This window comes from Brenneria izadpanahii, assembly GCF_017569925.1.
GTDB classification, from domain to species: Bacteria; Pseudomonadota; Gammaproteobacteria; order Enterobacterales; family Enterobacteriaceae; genus Brenneria; species Brenneria izadpanahii.
In genome coordinates this window covers 5,007,470-5,023,656 of record NZ_CP050854.1, presented here as the reverse complement: position 1 = coordinate 5,023,656, position 16,187 = coordinate 5,007,470, and the positions used below count along the sequence as shown (strand labels likewise).

The window sequence follows — 16,187 nt, the reverse complement described above, 5'->3', positions numbered from 1 at the left end:
GTAAGTAACTCATTCCATACAAGGCGATAACGACATTGTAACATGCGCCAGGGTGCAACCCAATAACCCTTGTATTTATTATGGAAACCTATGATCACATTTTTAATGTGGCAGACTTTGTCTCAGTATGCTGACAATAAAGTTTGCTATAGTGCTTTTCTGGAGAGAAATACGGATGGTTTGGGCAGGATAATGGGTGTCAGAGCACAACAAAAAGAACGGACGCGTCGTTCCCTCATTGAAGCGGCATTCAGCCAGTTAAGCGCGGAGCGCAGTTTTGCCAGCCTGAGTTTACGCGAGGTCGCGCGTGAGGCCGGCATCGCGCCGACGTCTTTCTATCGTCACTTCCGTGATGTGGATGAGCTCGGGTTAACGATGGTCGATGAAAGCGGCCTGATGCTGCGCCAGCTGATGCGCCAGGCGCGGCAACGAATTGCCAAAAGCGGCAGCGTGATAAAAACGTCGGTCTCAACCTTTATGGAGTTTATCGGCAATAACCCTAATGCCTTCAGGCTGTTATTGCGCGAGCGTTCGGGGACTTCCGCCGCGTTTCGCGCCGCTGTCGCGCGCGAGATTCAGCATTTTATTGCTGAACTGGCGGATTATCTGGAAGTCGAAAATCATATTCCACGCAGTTTTGCGGAAGCGCAGGCGGAAGCGATGGTCATCATTGTTTTCAGCGCCGGGGCGGAGGCGCTGGATGTCGGCCTGGAGCAGCGGAAACAACTGGAGGAGAGGCTGGTATTGCAACTGCGCATGATTTCCAAAGGCGCCTACTACTGGTATCGCAAAGAGCAGGATAGCCACGCAGGTATGTCGTAAATTTTTGGTATATACCCGATAGATTTCAGCGCGCCGGAAGCCGGCTTGGAAAATGGAAGGGTATAAACAGCTATAGAGAAGAGAAAAGCTATGACAGAACAATCCTACCATTATGGAGAAAAAGGTACGCTGATTTTAGCGTTGGTCGCGGGTTTATCCATTAACGGTTCATTTTCTGCGTTGTTTAGCGCGCTGGTGCCGTTTTCGATATTTCCCATCATTACGCTGATTTTATCCATCTATTGCCTTCACCAGCGATATATGAGCCGCAGTATGTCGGAAGAGGCTCCCCTGCTGGTGGCCGCCTGTTTTTTACTGGGGCTGTTGCTCTACAGCGCGATCGTGCGCGTTGAGTATCCCAGTATAGGCTCAAACTTTGTGCCCTCAATTCTGTGCGTGGCATTGGTGTTCTGGATCGGCTTCAAGCTAAAAGCCCGGAAATCCGCCAAAGAGAATGACGCCCCGGAGGTATGACGTACGGCAGGCGAGTAAAGACCACCTGCCTTGCCGCATGATTACTGGCGTTTCTCAAGCAGCACGCCGCATTCCATATGGTGGGTGTAGGGGAATTGGTCAAACAGCGCCAGCCGGCTGATTTGATGAGTTTCCGTCAGCGTTTCCAGATTATGGCGCAGCGTTTCGGGATTGCAGGAAATATAAAGAATACGCGGATAAGCCTGTACCAGCTTGACGGTTTCCGTATCCAGCCCGCTACGCGGGGGATCGACGAAAATGGTTTCGCAGCGATAGTCTGTCAGATCGATGCCTTGTAAACGCTTGAACGGGCGAACGCCATTCATGGCTTGCGTAAACTCTTCCGCCGACATACGGATAATTTGCACGTTATCAATGTGATTGGCGGCAATATTGTATTGCGCGGCGGCGACCGACGGCTTGGCGATTTCGGTCGCCAGCACGCGATCAAAATTACGCGCCAGCGCCAGTGAGAAATTTCCGTTGCCGCAATACAGCTCCAGCAGATCCCCCGTCGAACCTTTTGTCGCGTCCAGCGCCCATTCCAGCATTTGAATGTTGATGAACGCGTTGGGTTGGGTAAAGCTGTTCTCAACCTGCCGGTAAATCATATCGCGCCCGGCGACGGGCAGACATTCGTCGACATAATCCCGATCCAGGCAGATCTTGGTTTTTGTCGCGCGGCCAATCAGTTGCAATTGAAACCCCTGCGTACGCAGTTCATCGCGCAGCGCGCCGGCATGCTGCCGCCATTCATCATCCAACGCCCGGTGATACAGCATGGAAACCACTACTTCGCCACTCATGGTGGAAAGATAATCAATCTGGAACAGTTTGCGACGCAGAATAGGATTGGGCCGCAGAGCGGCGATCAATGCAGGCATCAACCGGTTTATCAATTCGCTGGCCGCCGGAAACCGATCGACGCGAATACGCTGCTTGGTCTGTTGATCGAACATGATGTGGTAAAGATCGTCGCCGTCATGCCAGATGCGGAACTCTGCGCGCATTCGGTAATGGCTGGCGGGGGAACGAAAAACAGCAGGTTTAGGCGCATTAAATGATGCCATCATGTTGCTAAGACGTTCTGTTTTTTGTGCTAACTGGTTGTCGTATTGTTCAACGGGCAAGTTCTCTGGCGTCATGGTTTTCTCATCTGAACGGCATCAAAAATGGCTATATTGGCCGGAAAATCCAGGTAATCCGGCTGGGAAGTCCAGCTTTACAATGTTATTACTCTGTAATGAAATAAGAGACTAGACCTCCGAGTAGCGCGATCGTAGCATGAAAATCCGGCCTTTTATTACAAGTTAAAAGGGAATCCAGTGTGAATCTGGAGCTGACGCGCAGCGGTAAGGGTAGTCAGAGCGATAGCATGATGCAGACACTGTCTTGTTAAAGATGGGAAGTCATCGCTCTTTGTTGTTACGAACGGTTGTTACCAACGTTTATTGCGAATCATGGCGATCACGAACGATGTTTCGGGAATCAAAGTAACAGCGGCCCCAAGCCCGAAGACCTGCCGGTATACGTCGCAGTGACCATGATCATCGCGTGCTATTCATCATGGTAGTGCGGCATCCTCTATATCGTTTGGATGCTCGATAAATGCTTAATAAAAAAATATTGCTGTCGACAGTGTTCTCTGTCACGGCCTTTCCCGTCTGGGCGCAAGACAATACGGATTCATCTCAAGAGCGTGACGGTGATATCGTCGTTACGGCTAACCGCGTTCCTCAACCCGTTTCTTCTGTTCTTGCCCCGGTAGATATCGTTACCCGCGAAGATATCGACCGCTGGCAGGCAAAAAACCTGACGGATGTTATGCGCCGTCTGCCGGGCGTGGATATCGCGCAGAACGGGGGGATGAGGCAAAGCGCGTCGATGTTTATTCGCGGAACCAATTCCAGTCATGTGCTCGTCTTGATTGATGGGGTTCGCATGGCCTCGCCGGGAGTGATCGGTAGCGTTGATTTTAATCAGATACCGATGACGCTGGTGCAGCGTATTGAATATATCCGCGGCCCTCGCTCGGCTGTTTATGGCTCGGAAGCCATCGGCGGGGTAATTAATATCATTACTCAAAAAGAGACGGATGGCGGAAAACTGGAAGCGGGCATGGGTTCGCATAAATATCAAATCTATGATGGCAGCATTCGTCAGCATATCGGAGATAATACCGCGTTAAGTTTGGCCGGATCTTTTGAGGAAACACAGGGTTTCAATGTCTACCCTAGGTCATCCGTTCCAGCCGATAACGATGACGATGGCTTTCGTAGCAAGGCTCTTTGGGGAAGCATAGAACAGCGATTCAATGATTCTGTGTCCGGTTTTGTGCGCTCCTATGGCTACGGCAATAAGACCGATTACGATCAAACCTCTGCCGGCAGCAGCGATACGCGGCAGCTATACAGCCGGAATTTTGATGGCGGCCTGCGATTCCAACATAACGATTTTTCATCGCAATTTATTGCAAGTTATCAGACATATAAAGATTATAATTTCGAATCCGACCAAGGGAACTATGCCCCCGGCTACTCATTGAATGAAGTGACGCAGCGCAGCGTATTATGGGGCAATACGTTACAAATAGCGCATGGTTCGGTGAGCGCCGGTGCTGACTGGCGGAGGGAAGAGAACAAGCCGGGCACGGGCAATGAAGGACATGCGCGTGAAAACACTGGGTTCTATCTTACCGCCCAGCAACAATACTTTGATCAGGTAACATTAGAAGGCGCCGTACGGACGGACGATAGCAGCCAATATAATCGCCATAATACCTGGCAGGGCGCCGCTGGCTGGGAATTTATACCGGGCTATCGCTTCACCGTGTCGTACGGAACCGCGTTTCGCGCTCCGGCTTTTGGTCAGATATACGGCACCTGGGGTAATAGAGATATTAAGGCAGAGGAGTCGTCTCAGTGGGAAGCCGGATTGGAAGGGCTTACCGGGCCGTTGTCATGGCGTTTATCCGCTTACCGCAACAAGGTTGATAATCTGATTGATTACGATTTTGCCACCAGCAAGTATTTCAATACGGATAAAGCGACCATAAAAGGCGTGGAGTGGACGGGTAACGTTGATACTGGGATATTTAGTCATCGTCTCACGCTAGAATACCTGGATCCTCGACGGGACTCGGATAATAGCGTGTTGGCGCGTCGCGCTAAGCAAAAAGCCTCATACCAGATTGACTGGACCATGTTTGATGTTGATATGGATATCGTTTATCAGTACACCGGCAAACGATACGATAACAGCCCAAGTATATTTAACGCTCAACAACGCCGCCTGCCAAGCTACAGCACGGTCGATCTTTCCGCCTCATATCCGATAACCCCCCAACTAACGGTTCGTGGTAGAATCGCCAACCTGTTTGATAAAGATTATGAGACGGCATATGGCTACCGTACGGCAGGGCGAGAATACTATCTCACCGGAAGCTATACCTTCTGACCTGCCTGCCCGTCCTACCGTGCTGGTGTTTGATTCCGGCGTAGGCGGGTTGTCTGTTTATAATGAAATCCGGCAATTATTGCCGGATCTTCACTATATCTATGCGTTCGACAATGAGGCATTTCCTTACGGCGAAAAGCCTCAGCAGTTTATTATCGAACGTGTTCTCAGCGTTGTTACGGCAATCCAGCAACGACACCGGTTGGCGCTGGTGGTGATTGCCTGTAATACCGCCAGCACCATTTCCCTTCCATCACTGCGCGAACGCTTTAGCTTCCCGGTGGTGGGCGTTGTTCCGGCGGTTAAACCTGCCGCTAAGCTGACGCGCAATGGCGTCGTCGGGCTGTTGGCCACCCGCGCGACCGTGCAACGGCCCTATACGCATGAGCTTATCGCGCGTTTCGCCAATGACTGCCAGATACTGTTGCTGGGATCTTCCGAGCTGGTTGAACTGGCGGAGGCTAAACTTCAAGGGGAAAACATTAGTACAGACGAGCTGCAAAAAGTCTTGCGTCCGTGGTTACGGCTGCCGGAACCGCCTGACACCGTCGTGCTCGGATGCACGCATTTCCCTCTATTGGCGGATGAGCTGCATCTGGCGTTGCCCAACGGCACTCGCCTGGTTGATTCGGGGGCGGCTATCGCCAGGAGAACGGCATGGCTTATCGCTAACCTTGAGCATGCGCCTGTCTCAGCGGAAAAGAATCTGGTTTATTGTCTGGCGATAACACCTAAAGTGGCGACGCTTTGGCCTGTATTACAGCGTTACGGCTTTTCATCGCTGGAAAAACTATCACTTTAATGGCGCGATGGGTAAATAATAAGCGCTTGAGGATTTTTTTTCATTTAGCGCTTGTCAGCCGCCGAGAAGTCCCTATAATGCGCTCCCACTGACACGGCAACGGCGCTCGCGCTGTTGTGCGGTAAGTCGGAAGCCAGGCAATAATCGCTTGACTTCACTGCGGAAAAGCATAGTATATGCCGCCCGCGCCACAGGATATTGTGGCACTGCTCTTTAACAATTCAATCAGACAATCTGTGTGGGCACTCACAAGACCGTATCGGCAACGATATAAAAAAGTCTTGAAGAGTGACAACAGTAAATTCATTACGAATAAACAGTTATTAATTCTTTGAGCACAGCTTTTAATTAAGCGAATCAAACAAATCTTAAATTGAAGAGTTTGATCATGGCTCAGATTGAACGCTGGCGGCAGGCCTAACACATGCAAGTCGAGCGGCAGCGGGAAGAAGCTTGCTTCTTTGCCGGCGAGCGGCGGACGGGTGAGTAACGTCTGGGGATCTGCCCGATGGAGGGGGATAACTACTGGAAACGGTAGCTAATACCGCATAACGTCGCAAGACCAAAGTGGGGGACCTTCGGGCCTCACACCATCGGATGAACCCAGATGGGATTAGCTAGTAGGCGGGGTAATGGCCCACCTAGGCGACGATCCCTAGCTGGTCTGAGAGGATGACCAGCCACACTGGAACTGAGACACGGTCCAGACTCCTACGGGAGGCAGCAGTGGGGAATATTGCACAATGGGGGAAACCCTGATGCAGCCATGCCGCGTGTGTGAAGAAGGCCTTCGGGTTGTAAAGCACTTTCAGCGGGGAGGAAGGGGATAAGGTTAATAGCCTTATTCATTGACGTTACCCGCAGAAGAAGCACCGGCTAACTCCGTGCCAGCAGCCGCGGTAATACGGAGGGTGCAAGCGTTAATCGGAATGACTGGGCGTAAAGCGCACGCAGGCGGTCTGTTAAGTTGGATGTGAAATCCCCGGGCTTAACCTGGGAACTGCATTCAAGACTGGCAGGCTAGAGTCTCGTAGAGGGGGTAGAATTCCAGGTGTAGCGGTGAAATGCGTAGAGATCTGGAGGAATACCGGTGGCGAAGGCGGCCCCCTGGACGAAGACTGACGCTCAGGTGCGAAAGCGTGGGGAGCAAACAGGATTAGATACCCTGGTAGTCCACGCCGTAAACGATGTCGACTTGGAGGCTGTGGTCTTGAACCGTGGCTTCCGGAGCTAACGCGTTAAGTCGACCGCCTGGGGAGTACGGCCGCAAGGTTAAAACTCAAATGAATTGACGGGGGCCCGCACAAGCGGTGGAGCATGTGGTTTAATTCGATGCAACGCGAAGAACCTTACCTACTCTTGACATCCACGGAATTTGGCAGAGATGCCTTAGTGCCTTCGGGAACCGTGAGACAGGTGCTGCATGGCTGTCGTCAGCTCGTGTTGTGAAATGTTGGGTTAAGTCCCGCAACGAGCGCAACCCTTATCCTTTGTTGCCAGCGATTTGGTCGGGAACTCAAAGGAGACTGCCGGTGATAAACCGGAGGAAGGTGGGGATGACGTCAAGTCATCATGGCCCTTACGAGTAGGGCTACACACGTGCTACAATGGCGCATACAAAGAGAAGCGACCTCGCGAGAGCAAGCGGACCTCATAAAGTGCGTCGTAGTCCGGATTGGAGTCTGCAACTCGACTCCATGAAGTCGGAATCGCTAGTAATCGTAGATCAGAATGCTACGGTGAATACGTTCCCGGGCCTTGTACACACCGCCCGTCACACCATGGGAGTGGGTTGCAAAAGAAGTAGGTAGCTTAACCTTCGGGGGGGCGCTTACCACTTTGTGATTCATGACTGGGGTGAAGTCGTAACAAGGTAACCGTAGGGGAACCTGCGGTTGGATCACCTCCTTACCAAAAGCCTGATACAGGTTAGTGCAGTGTCCACACAGATTGTCTGATGAAAATGACGAGCAGAAATACCTTAATAGGCTTGTAGCTCAGGTGGTTAGAGCGCACCCCTGATAAGGGTGAGGTCGGTGGTTCAAGTCCACTCAGGCCTACCAAATTCATTCCCATGCTGCGTTGTGAAATGACTCGCATACGAGAGTATGCTTCGCCATTTCACGCCTTGCCTGGAAACGGATTAACTCTTCTATGAGTGGTACTAAAGGTAGCTGTAAGTGTAGGTCATGGGGCTATAGCTCAGCTGGGAGAGCGCCTGCTTTGCACGCAGGAGGTCTGCGGTTCGATCCCGCATAGCTCCACCATATAAAGACTTCAGAGCGTATTGGGAACAGTATGCTGTGAAGTATTATGCTCTTTAACAATCTGGAACAAGCTGAAATTTGAAACGATGCGGCTGAACCTGTCTCTCCGTGCAGTATTGAGATGTGGTTTGGTTGTATCAGAGTCTCTCAAATAATCACGGCGCGAACGTGTTTTACGAAACACCTTCGGGTTGTGAGGTTAAGCGACTAAGCGTACACGGTGGATGCCTAGGCAGTCAGAGGCGATGAAGGGCGTGCTAATCTGCGAAAAGCGTCGGTAAGGTGATATGAACCGTAACAGCCGACGATACCCGAATGGGGAAACCCGGTGCACTTGTGCATCATCGTTTGATGAATCCATAGTCAAACGAGGCGAACCGGGGGAACTGAAACATCTCAGTACCCCGAGGAAAAGAAATCAACCGAGATTCCCCCAGTAGCGGCGAGCGAACGGGGAAAAGCCCAGAACCTGAATCAGTTTGTGTATTAGTGGAAGCGTCTGGAAAGTCGCACGACAGAGGGTGATAGTCCCGTACACAAAAATGCACAGGCTGTGAGTTCGATGAGTAGGGCGGGACACGTGATATCCTGTCTGAAGATGGGGGGACCATCCTCCAAGGCTAAATACTCCTGACTGACCGATAGTGAACCAGTACCGTGAGGGAAAGGCGAAAAGAACCCCGGCGAGGGGAGTGAAATAGAACCTGAAACCGTGTACGTACAAGCAGTGGGAGCCCCACCACCAAAACACTTCCGGGCCGAAAGGCGATGCGGATGTCGAGGTGGCGGTTGTCATCGCGTGTTTTGCGATGACCAACACACAAAACAAGCAGTGAGTGTTTTGGGGTGGGGTGACTGCGTACCTTTTGTATAATGGGTCAGCGACTTATATTCTGTAGCAAGGTTAACCGAATAGGGGAGCCGCAGGGAAACCGAGTCTTAACTGGGCGTTAAGTTGCAGAGTATAGACCCGAAACCCGGTGATCTAGCCATGGGCAGGTTGAAGGTTGGGTAACACTAACTGGAGGACCGAACCGACTAATGTTGAAAAATTAGCGGATGACCTGTGGCTGGGGGTGAAAGGCCAATCAAACCGGGAGATAGCTGGTTCTCCCCGAAAGCTATTTAGGTAGCGCCTCGTGAACTCATCTACGGGGGTAGAGCACTGTTTCGACTAGGGGGTCATCCCGACTTACCAACTCGATGCAAACTGCGAATACCGTAGAATGTTATCACGGGAGACACACGGCGGGTGCTAACGTCCGTCGTGAAGAGGGAAACAACCCAGACCGCCAGCTAAGGTCCCAAAGTCATGGTTAAGTGGGAAACGATGTGGGAAGGCCCAGACAGCCAGGATGTTGGCTTAGAAGCAGCCATCATTTAAAGAAAGCGTAATAGCTCACTGGTCGAGTCGGCCTGCGCGGAAGATGTAACGGGGCTAAACCATGCACCGAAGCTGCGGCAGCGACGCTTAGGCGTTGTTGGGTAGGGGAGCGTTCTGTAAGCCTGCGAAGGTGGCCCGTGAGGGTTGCTGGAGGTATCAGAAGTGCGAATGCTGACATAAGTAACGATAATGCGGGTGAAAAACCCGCACGCCGGAAGACCAAGGGTTCCTGTCCAACGTTAATCGGGGCAGGGTGAGTCGACCCCTAAGGCGAGGCTGAAAAGCGTAGTCGATGGGAAACAGGTTAATATTCCTGTACTGGGTGTTGCTGCGAAGGGGGGACGGAGAAAGCTAGGTTGGCCGGGCGACGGTTGTCCCGGTTTAAGCGTGTAGGTGGGTGTTTTTGGTAAATCCGGAACACTGTCAACACTGAGGCGTGACGACGAGTCACTACGGTGACGAAGTAACCGATGCTACGCTTCCAGGAAAAGCCTCTAAGCTCCAGGCAACACGCAATCGTACCCCAAACCGACACAGGTGGTCAGGTAGAGAATACTCAGGCGCTTGAGAGAACTCGGGTGAAGGAACTAGGCAAAATGGTGCCGTAACTTCGGGAGAAGGCACGCTGGATTTGGTGAAGTCCCTTGCGGATGGAGCTGAGACCAGTCGCAGATACCAGCTGGCTGCAACTGTTTAATAAAAACACAGCACTGTGCAAACACGAAAGTGGACGTATACGGTGTGACGCCTGCCCGGTGCCGGAAGGTTAATTGATGGGGTCAGCCTTTGGGCGAAGCTCTTGATCGAAGCCCCGGTAAACGGCGGCCGTAACTATAACGGTCCTAAGGTAGCGAAATTCCTTGTCGGGTAAGTTCCGACCTGCACGAATGGCGTAATGATGGCCAGGCTGTCTCCACCCGAGACTCAGTGAAATTGAACTCGCTGTGAAGATGCAGTGTACCCGCGGCAAGACGGAAAGACCCCGTGAACCTTTACTATAGCTTGACACTGAACCTTGAGCCTTGATGTGTAGGATAGGTGGGAGGCTTTGAAGCGTGGACGCCAGTCTGCGTGGAGCCGACCTTGAAATACCACCCTTTAATGTTCGATGTTCTAACGTGGGCCCCTGAGCGGGGTTGCGGACAGTGTCTGGTGGGTAGTTTGACTGGGGCGGTCTCCTCCCAAAGAGTAACGGAGGAGCACGAAGGTTAGCTAATCCTGGTCGGACATCAGGAGGTTAGTGCAAAGGCATAAGCTAGCTTGACTGCGAGAGTGACGGCTCGAGCAGGTGCGAAAGCAGGTCTTAGTGATCCGGTGGTTCTGAATGGAAGGGCCATCGCTCAACGGATAAAAGGTACTCCGGGGATAACAGGCTGATACCGCCCAAGAGTTCATATCGACGGCGGTGTTTGGCACCTCGATGTCGGCTCATCACATCCTGGGGCTGAAGTAGGTCCCAAGGGTATGGCTGTTCGCCATTTAAAGTGGTACGCGAGCTGGGTTTAGAACGTCGTGAGACAGTTCGGTCCCTATCTGCCGTGGGCGTTGGAAGATTGAGAGGGGTTGCTCCTAGTACGAGAGGACCGGAGTGAACGCACCACTGGTGTACGGGTTGTGATGCCAATTGCATTGCCCGGTAGCTACGTGCGGAAGAGATAACCGCTGAAAGCATCTAAGCGGGAAACTTGCCTCGAGATGAGTCTTCCCTGGGACTTTGAGTCCCCTGAAGGGCCGTTGAAGACGACGACGTAGATAGGCTGGGTGTGTAAGCGTTGCGAGACGTTGAGCTAACCAGTACTAATGACCCGAGAGGCTTAACCTTACAACACCGAAGGTGTTTTAGAGAGACAAAATCGTCGGTAACGATTTTGAACGGTGCGGAGCACTGGCCCCGTGGGGGTGAGTATCAGGATGATACGAATAGACTCAGAGAAGTTCAGCTTGTTCGAAGATTGGTTCCGATGGTTGCAGAGAAAACTGCGACGGTTGGGATAAAACAGAATTTGCCTGGCGGCGATAGCGCGGTGGTCCCACCTGACCCCATGCCGAACTCAGAAGTGAAACGCCGAAGCGCCGATGGTAGTGTGGGGTCTCCCCATGTGAGAGTAGGGAACTGCCAGGCATCAAATCAGGCGGAAGGCCCAGTCGAAAGACTGGGCCTTTTGTTTTGCGTGCAGTTCGAGTTTGATGGGAGAGCGGTCGCCGGCGCGGGACAGCGGGATTTGGACGTTGCGGATGGAATAAAAACCCTTTCAATTTACGTTGTACGCCACATTCGTTATTAAGATAAAACCGCGCAAATATCCGTTCTGGATCAGGTAGACTATGGAATATCTGATCTAAAGAGTACTCATACTATGACGAATAGTGTCATATCGCTAAAACCGTATCATACCTTCGCATTACCTGTTTTCGCGTCGCAAGTCACAATCGCGGATACACAAGAGCAATTAATTGACGGGTGGCGAACGGCCTGCTTATCACAGACCCCTGTTCTCCTATTAGGGGAAGGGAGTAATGTGCTTTTCCTTGAAGATTTTTCGGGAACAATTCTGCTCAACCGTATTAAAGGTATCGATGTTAAAGAAGATACTGATGGGTGGCGCCTGCACGTCGGTTCGGGCGAAAATTGGCACTATCTGGTGCAGCATACGCTCGCGTTGGGGATAGCGGGCTTAGAGAATCTGGCTTTAATTCCAGGATGCGTTGGTTCCGCGCCTATTCAGAATATTGGCGCTTATGGCGTAGAGTTAAAAGACGTATGTGAGTATGTGGATTTACTGGATTTGACTCACGGCACGATAAAACGCCTCACCGCTTCCGAATGTCAATTTGGTTATCGGGAAAGTATATTTAAACATCAATACCGGGACGGATTCGCCATCGTTGCCGTCGGTTTATTTTTGAATAAAAACTGGCGCCCCCTGTTAGGTTATGGTGATTTGAACAAACTGGATCCGGCAACGGCAACACCTCGGCAAATATTCGATATGGTCTGTCATATGCGGGGCAGTAAGCTGCCTGATCCCGCGGTGACTGGAAATGCGGGAAGCTTCTTTAAAAATCCTGTTATTATGGCTGATAATGCCGCCGATATTCTGAAGACATATCCTAATGCCCCCCATTACTCGCAGCCTGACGGTCAGGTTAAGCTGGCTGCGGGATGGTTGATAGACCAGTGCCATCTGAAGGGGTTTCAGGTTGGGGGGGCCGCAGTACATAGCCAGCAGGCGTTAGTGTTGATTAATCAAGGTAATGCAACGAGTCTTGATGTTGTTAATCTAGCTCGTCATATCCGCAATCAGGTTGCTGAACGATTTAGCATTTGGCTGGAGCCAGAAGTTCGTTTTATTGCCGCTCGGGGAGAGGTCAATGCTGTTGAGGTATTATCATGAGGGATATTAAGGTTCCTCTTAAACTAATTAATATTCTGTCCGACGGTGGCTTTTATTCAGGGGAAGTTCTGGGTGAAATGTTGGGAATGAGTCGGGCGGCGATTAATAAACATATCCAGACGCTTCGAGAGTGGGGGATTGATATTTTTACCGTCACCGGAAAGGGGTATTGCTTGCCTGCGCCGATGCAGTTGCTGGATGAGGAAAAGATCCTTAGTGCGCTACCGGAAGGTGGGGTCACTGTTTTACCGGTAGTTGATTCAACTAACCAGTACATTCTAGAGCGGTTTAATTCTCTGTCCTCCGGTGATGCCTGTATTGCTGAATATCAATACTCAGGGCGCGGACGCCGCGGTCGTCAGTGGTTTTCTCCTTTTGGCGCTAACCTTTATTTATCATTATATTGGCGTCTGGAACAAGGCCCGGCAGCCGCTATTGGCGTAAGCCTGGTTATTGGGATAATCATGTCCGAGGTGTTGCATAAGCTTGGTGCCGAGGGGGTTCGTGTAAAATGGCCTAACGATCTGTATCTGAACGATCGCAAGCTGGCTGGAATTCTGGTTGAACTGACGGGAAAAACGGGCGATGCGGCGCACTTGGTGATTGGTGCCGGTGTTAATTTACGGATGCGAGATCCGACAGATAATGTGATTAATCAAGGATGGATAAACCTTCAGGAAGCTGGGATCTCGGTCGATCGTAATATCCTGGCCGCTACGCTGATTTCAGAACTCAGACATGCGCTGGCTATGTTTGAACAACAAGGACTGTCTCCATTTATTTCCCGCTGGGAACAGCTGGACAACTATTTCAATCGCCCTGTTAAGTTGATTATCGGTAATAGAGAGATACATGGAATTGATCGGGGTATCGATCAACAAGGCGCATTATTGTTGGAAAGCGATGGTGAAATCACACCGTATATTGGCGGGGAGATCTCGTTAAGAGGATTGTAGAATAAGGGGATGTTATCCCCTTATTCTAAGCTGATATTTATTTTCTTAAACGGACGCGTTCCACGGCATGATTAGCGCTTTTTGTCATAATAAGGCTGGCTCGCTCGCGAGTCGGTAGAATATTCTGTTTTAAATTAAGTCCATTTATTTCTTGCCAAAGTTGAGATGCAATATCGATCGCCTCTTGCTCGGATAGCTTTGCGTAGTTATGAAAATATGAGCTGGGATCTGAAAACGCGCCCTGTCTGAACTTTAGGAACCTATTGATATACCAGCTTTTTAATAAGTCTTCGGGCGCATCAACATAAATTGAAAAATCAACAAAGTCAGAGACAAAAACCCTATGCGGATCGTGGGGGTAATCCATGCCGCTTTGTAATACATTCAAACCTTCCAGTATTAAAATATCTGGCTGTTGTATTATTTTGTGATGGTCGGGAACAATGTCATAAATAAGATGAGAATAGGTTGGCGCCATGACTTTAGGCGCGCCTGATTTAATATCGGAAACGAATTTTACCAGGCTATGCATGTCATAAGACTGCGGAAAGCCTTTTTTCTTCATCAGATTGCGATCTTTTAATACCTTATTCGGATGCAGAAAGCCGTCCGTTGTGATCAACTCTACGCTGCGGTGTTCCGGCCAGCGGCTGAGTAGCGCTTGCAAAACGCGAGCGGTGGTGCTTTTACCCACGGCTACGCTGCCGGCAATACCGATGATATAAGGGATCTTTTGGCCATCCGTTCCCAAAAACTGCTCCAAAACCGCCTGACGTCGCAGGTTTGAGCTAATGTAGAAGTTAAGCAGTCGGGATAAAGGCAGATAGATTTCAGCGACTTCATCCAAGGATAGATCTTCGTTAATCCCTTTAAGTTTAACTATTTCTTCTTCTGTCAGCGTTAATGGAACAGAATCGCGCAAAGCGGCCCATTGACGGCGATCAAATTGCAGATATGGTGTAGCCAAAGGTTGCTCTCTATTTCTCATAAGTCTAATTCTGCCTGCTTGTACAGGTAAGAAAGGGGACTCTAGCCCACCTAAGCTAAACGAGCTACATAGTATAATCAGCCAGGCTCAGGGCATAGAACTCTTTCTTTGTATAAAAATTTGGATTATGAGCAGGTTAACACTTTGCTGGTGAAAAAAAGAAGAGAAAAACAATTTGATACCCGATGCCGATATGAAATAAGGAGGCATCGGGCTGGAGATTAGCTGGCAATGGCTCGCCCTACATGATTCACCGCGAAGAGGCGTTTATAATAAATCGCGGTGGGATGGTAATAACCATCTGGCGTGCTGGCATAATCAGGAAGTTCGCCTAAGTACCTGTATCCCAATGAACGGTAAAACATTTCCGCGGGCGAACCAGCCTGAGTATCCAAATAAAGTAACCCACGCTGTTGTTGCAACGCGGCCTTTTCCAACGTTTGCATTAATTGCCTGCCGATTCCCATTCTTCTCGCCCGGCTATGCACCAGTAGTTTTTGAATTTCGGCTCTGTTCTGCCCGTTTGTTTTTTGACAAAGCTCCAATTGCACGCTGCCGATGACACCCTCGATGTCGCGGGCAATCCACAGAATACGCTCTCCCTTTGCTAATGATGGACGCAGGCTGTGGAAATAGCTTTCCGCTTCTTCATGTGATAACGGCGCTTGATACCCGACCGAGGCGCCTTTAGCTACCGCATCTATTAATAGATTCGCAAGCTCGCCACGGTAGACTGGCAAGGTGGCGACATTGAGGGATACGATTTTCATGATGAGTCTCCTGGCAGGTGGGACATATCTATTATTAGGCAAGATCCGTTCCAACTTGCAATTACGACCAGACGCATGAAAGGTAGGCTGTAGTCATTAAAAAATGCCTTTTATCGGGGCAAGCATCACGTTTTTGGTGCAACAGAGCCGTTAGAAATTTCATTGATTGGGTATTTGATACTGATCGGATTTGGTGTTTCTTTGTGCGAATTATTGCTGCCGTTATGGATCCGTGTTCAAATTTGGATAAAATCTAAGCGATAGCGCATTTTATGCGATTTTTTTGTTGCATAGGCCGTTCGGTCTACCTAGAATGCGCAGCACTTGATGCCGGCTTAGCTCAGTAGGTAGAGCAACTGACTTGTAATCAGTAGGTCGCCAGTTCGATTCCGGCAGCCGGCACCATTAAGTGCACAATCAGGTGGGGTTCCCGAGCGGCCAAAGGGAGCAGACTGTAAATCTGCCGTCACAGACTTCGAAGGTTCGAATCCTTCCCCCACCACCAAATTCAATCCTGGCGACAGGATAAAATCGATACGGTATGCAGCACTAAGCCGGATCGAAGAATGCGGAGGTTAATGTTGTCCTCCAATTTCAAAATCTACAGAAAAATCAGGTAGCCGAGTTCCAGGATGCGGGCATCGTATAATGGCTATTACCTCAGCCTTCCAAGCTGATGATGTGGGTTCGATTCCCACTGCCCGCTCCAAAGATGTGCTGATATAGCTCAGTTGGTAGAGCGCACCCTTGGTAAGGGTGAGGTCGGCAGTTCGAATCTGCCTATCAGCACCACTTCTTTAATTCTTCCTCCTGATTTTCTTTCTGTTAAAAAATTCAGCAAGCAGTTGCTTGGTTGATGTGGTGATACCACCG

9 protein-coding genes, 6 tRNA genes, 3 rRNA genes and 1 riboswitch are annotated in these 16,187 nt (G+C 50.4%); of the genes, 15 read left to right on the top strand and 3 right to left on the bottom strand.

Annotation, left to right across the window (positions count from 1 at the left end; all coding sequences use genetic code 11):
• Positions 1-192: 192 nt before the first annotated feature.
• Together fabR and HC231_RS22485 are read left to right on the top strand one after the other, a co-directional pair.
• Positions 193-822: an HTH-type transcriptional repressor FabR gene (fabR, locus tag HC231_RS22490; RefSeq protein WP_208228853.1), complete on the top strand. Its 630-nt coding sequence runs from the start codon at positions 193-195 to the stop codon at positions 820-822.
• A 90-nt stretch (positions 823-912) separates the two neighbouring features.
• Positions 913-1,296, top strand: coding sequence for a YijD family membrane protein (locus tag HC231_RS22485; RefSeq protein WP_208228852.1), 384 nt, complete (start codon positions 913-915; stop codon positions 1,294-1,296).
• Positions 1,297-1,337: 41 nt separating this feature from the next.
• Here HC231_RS22485 and trmA read toward each other — a convergent pair whose 3' ends face one another.
• The gene (gene trmA, locus HC231_RS22480; protein ID WP_208228851.1) at positions 1,338-2,441 is read right to left on the bottom strand and encodes a tRNA (uridine(54)-C5)-methyltransferase TrmA; all 1,104 of its coding nucleotides are present in this window, start codon (positions 2,439-2,441) and stop codon (positions 1,338-1,340) included.
• A gap of 130 nt (positions 2,442-2,571) precedes the next feature.
• Positions 2,572-2,837, top strand: a riboswitch (cobalamin riboswitch).
• Between the two features lie 67 nt (positions 2,838-2,904).
• Here trmA and btuB point away from each other — a divergent pair.
• The 9 genes from btuB to birA all read left to right on the top strand — a co-directional run bounded on the left by btuB (position 2,905) and on the right by birA (position 13,556).
• Positions 2,905-4,752, top strand: a complete 1,848-nt coding sequence (gene btuB, locus HC231_RS22475) for a TonB-dependent vitamin B12 receptor BtuB (RefSeq protein ID WP_208228850.1) — start codon at positions 2,905-2,907, stop codon at positions 4,750-4,752.
• On the top strand, positions 4,697-5,554 hold the full coding sequence (gene murI, locus HC231_RS22470) for a glutamate racemase (protein WP_208228849.1): 858 nt from the start codon (positions 4,697-4,699) through the stop codon (positions 5,552-5,554). Before btuB ends, murI begins: the two co-directional genes overlap by 56 nt.
• Positions 5,555-5,924: 370 nt before the next feature.
• Positions 5,925-7,465, top strand: a 16S ribosomal RNA gene (locus tag HC231_RS22465).
• A 75-nt stretch (positions 7,466-7,540) separates the two neighbouring features.
• Positions 7,541-7,617: transfer RNA gene (locus HC231_RS22460), tRNA-Ile, on the top strand.
• A 128-nt stretch (positions 7,618-7,745) separates the two neighbouring features.
• Positions 7,746-7,821 (top strand) — tRNA-Ala (locus HC231_RS22455).
• A 197-nt stretch (positions 7,822-8,018) separates the two neighbouring features.
• Positions 8,019-11,027: ribosomal RNA gene (locus HC231_RS22450) — 23S ribosomal RNA — on the top strand.
• Positions 11,028-11,211: 184 nt separating this feature from the next.
• Positions 11,212-11,327, top strand: a 5S ribosomal RNA gene (rrf, locus tag HC231_RS22445).
• The 16S, 23S and 5S rRNA genes sit together here with 2 tRNA genes alongside, the layout of an rRNA operon.
• Positions 11,328-11,562: 235 nt before the next feature.
• A complete protein-coding gene (gene murB, locus HC231_RS22440) occupies positions 11,563-12,600 on the top strand; it encodes a UDP-N-acetylmuramate dehydrogenase (protein ID WP_208228848.1) in 1,038 nt (345 codons plus the stop codon).
• Positions 12,597-13,556, top strand: coding sequence for a bifunctional biotin--[acetyl-CoA-carboxylase] ligase/biotin operon repressor BirA (gene birA, locus HC231_RS22435; protein WP_208228847.1), 960 nt, complete (start codon positions 12,597-12,599; stop codon positions 13,554-13,556). The genes murB and birA overlap by 4 nt, the downstream gene beginning before the upstream one ends.
• Before the next feature lie 37 nt (positions 13,557-13,593).
• Here birA and coaA read toward each other — a convergent pair whose 3' ends face one another.
• Positions 13,594-14,544, bottom strand: a complete 951-nt coding sequence (gene coaA, locus HC231_RS22430) for a type I pantothenate kinase (protein WP_208228846.1) — start codon at positions 14,542-14,544, stop codon at positions 13,594-13,596.
• Between the two features lie 221 nt (positions 14,545-14,765).
• Positions 14,766-15,314 carry a GNAT family N-acetyltransferase gene (locus HC231_RS22425; RefSeq protein ID WP_208228845.1) on the bottom strand — a complete coding sequence of 183 codons (549 nt, stop codon included), beginning with the start codon at positions 15,312-15,314 and terminating at the stop codon, positions 14,766-14,768.
• Positions 15,315-15,643: 329 nt separating this feature from the next.
• Here HC231_RS22425 and HC231_RS22420 point away from each other — a divergent pair.
• From HC231_RS22420 to HC231_RS22405, 4 genes are all read left to right on the top strand, one after another.
• Positions 15,644-15,719, top strand: a tRNA-Thr gene (locus HC231_RS22420).
• A 15-nt stretch (positions 15,720-15,734) separates the two neighbouring features.
• Positions 15,735-15,819 (top strand) — tRNA-Tyr (locus HC231_RS22415).
• 129 nt (positions 15,820-15,948) lie between these two features.
• Positions 15,949-16,023: transfer RNA gene (locus HC231_RS22410), tRNA-Gly, on the top strand.
• Positions 16,024-16,030: 7 nt separating this feature from the next.
• Positions 16,031-16,106, top strand: a tRNA-Thr gene (locus HC231_RS22405).
• Positions 16,107-16,187: the final 81 nt, after the last annotated feature.